Origin of the sequence: Moorena sp. SIO3B2 (assembly GCF_010692525.1) — a bacterium.
GTDB lineage: Bacteria > Cyanobacteriota > Cyanobacteriia > Cyanobacteriales > Coleofasciculaceae > Moorena > Moorena producens.
On the sequence record NZ_JAAHHE010000771.1, the window covers coordinates 1 to 1,851 of the forward strand.

Below are 1,851 nucleotides of genomic sequence, written 5' to 3' on the forward strand. Positions count from 1 at the left end.
TCTGCTGCTTTCGAGAATTTAGTAGGTAGAGTGACTATGGTAGAAAAAGATGAAGGGGTTGCTGCTGTGTGGCAGGTCATTTTAGGTGGTGGTGCCGAATGGCTAGCGGAAACTATTGTCAACTTTCATCTAACTCCACAGAGTGCCAAGCAAGCGATTGATTCTGCTAATGAATCTCTTGAATCTTTGGCTTTCGCAACAGTAGTGAAAAATCGCGTTAATCGTGGTGGAATTCTGGCTGATGGTGCTAGCTTTATGAAAAATGGGGAAAATGGTAAAGGAATCACCTCACGCTGGTATCCTGAAACCTTGAAAAAGCGTATACTTTCCATTGATAAAATCAGGACAAAAATTGAATTTATTGCCGGGGATGGGTTTGAGGTTTGTGAGCAAAATTATGACCGCAACGATGCTATTTATTTCATTGATCCACCTTATCTAAAAGCTGGGCGCAGGCTCTATCGATATTCAGCAGTTGATCATGAAGCTGTCTTTAAACTTGCTAGCAAATTGGAAGGCGATTTTTTGATGAGCTATGACAATGTAGAAGAGACCAGGGATATAGCAATTCGCTATGAATTTGCTGTACAACCTATTGCTATGAAAAACACTCATCATGCTGAGAAGACAGAATTGTTGATTGGCCGAAATTTGGATTGGTTTTTAGGGTAATGATTATGTGAAGGATTTGAGGTCTGGGGCTGCTGCTTAACAAGGGAAGTCAGCAGCTTGAAATTAGCCTGATATAGCGCTACGCGCAAGGGCAAAAGGCAAAAGGCAAAAGGCAAGAGTTTACTATAACAGCTTGTGCTGCTTGTATCAATGTCAAACACCTTAATGCGTAGTGCAATACAACAAAAGACGGATAAATCAAGATTGTGAGCTTGACGAGGGGCTTACGATCCAAGCTCGAATCGTGAAACCCGCGAATTTGGAATGACCAAGAATCTTTATAACTCCGATGCTGAAAGTCGCCCTTCGATTGGCTCGTATTCATCTTCTAACAGCCAAGTTTGGGTTTCATCATAGGTTGCTCCAGTAAACACAACCTTGTAATTCTCAGCAGGATCGTACACACAACAACTACCTGATGAATTACCCAGTAACAGCAGGATGTAGGGAGGGGATAGCATGGGGTCAATCCAAACTTCAGCGAAATCCCACTCACTATTGGCTGGGTCGAGTACGGGGAATAACATGGTATTGGTTTTTTCCATCAATCTTCACCTCTCCATAAAACAAGGGAGTGCTTGGGCCACCATCGGGGCTGATTCTGTAACCAATTGAATCAGCGAAGAACAAACCGTAACGCTCATATCCTCGTATAATTCCGGTAAACTCTCCTGTCTCTATGATGGCTTGAGCAACTCTTTCCATTGTGGCTTGATTGTTAAAAACATGAGCCGATCGGCCTCGCCTGAGTAACCGCTGTACTTGTGGTGTGCCAGGTAGATGCTTGGCAATGTGTCTAGAATCCAGAAAAATCTCACGATCGATGCCACTCATAAACTAGAAAGATCGAGTGTTTTGAGCATACCAAATTTATGGTATCGAGCAAGACCACAAAACCCCCTCAACTTCAGCAGACAAAAACCTCTCCTTGAGACTAGGAATACGTCACCAACTTTCGGGAAGACCGATCGCCTCCACCCCCCAGAGCATTTGCTGTGATAAATGCTTAGGAAACCAAGCAACCTCAAGAACTCCAGCACTTTTGTGCTTAGCAGACTAACCGTCAATTAATGATGGGTTACGCTATCACTAACCCATCCTACTGGACTTACTAATTACTACACCCGGGAACGAGGTTGATTTTAAGCTGACTGCTGACTGCTGACTGCTAAATGCTTA

Annotated in this window: 3 protein-coding genes; 1 reads left to right on the top strand and 2 read right to left on the bottom strand. The window is 43.5% G+C overall.

Features of this window, described 5'->3' with window-relative positions:
* The first annotated feature begins 36 nt into the window (after positions 1–36).
* Positions 37–672 (top strand): DNA adenine methylase, encoded by a 636-nt coding sequence (locus F6K38_RS40865; RefSeq protein WP_287360542.1) that lies wholly within the window; start codon positions 37–39, stop codon positions 670–672.
* Positions 673–950: 278 nt separating this feature from the next.
* Here F6K38_RS40865 and F6K38_RS40870 read toward each other — a convergent pair whose 3' ends face one another.
* The gene (locus F6K38_RS40870) at positions 951–1,217 is read right to left on the bottom strand and encodes a hypothetical protein (RefSeq protein ID WP_502709661.1); all 267 of its coding nucleotides are present in this window, start codon (positions 1,215–1,217) and stop codon (positions 951–953) included.
* A complete protein-coding gene (locus tag F6K38_RS40875) occupies positions 1,168–1,506 on the bottom strand; it encodes a DUF6972 family protein (protein ID WP_287360545.1) in 339 nt (112 codons plus the stop codon). Before F6K38_RS40875 ends, F6K38_RS40870 begins: the two co-directional genes overlap by 50 nt.
* Between the last annotated feature and the right edge of the window lie 345 nt (positions 1,507–1,851).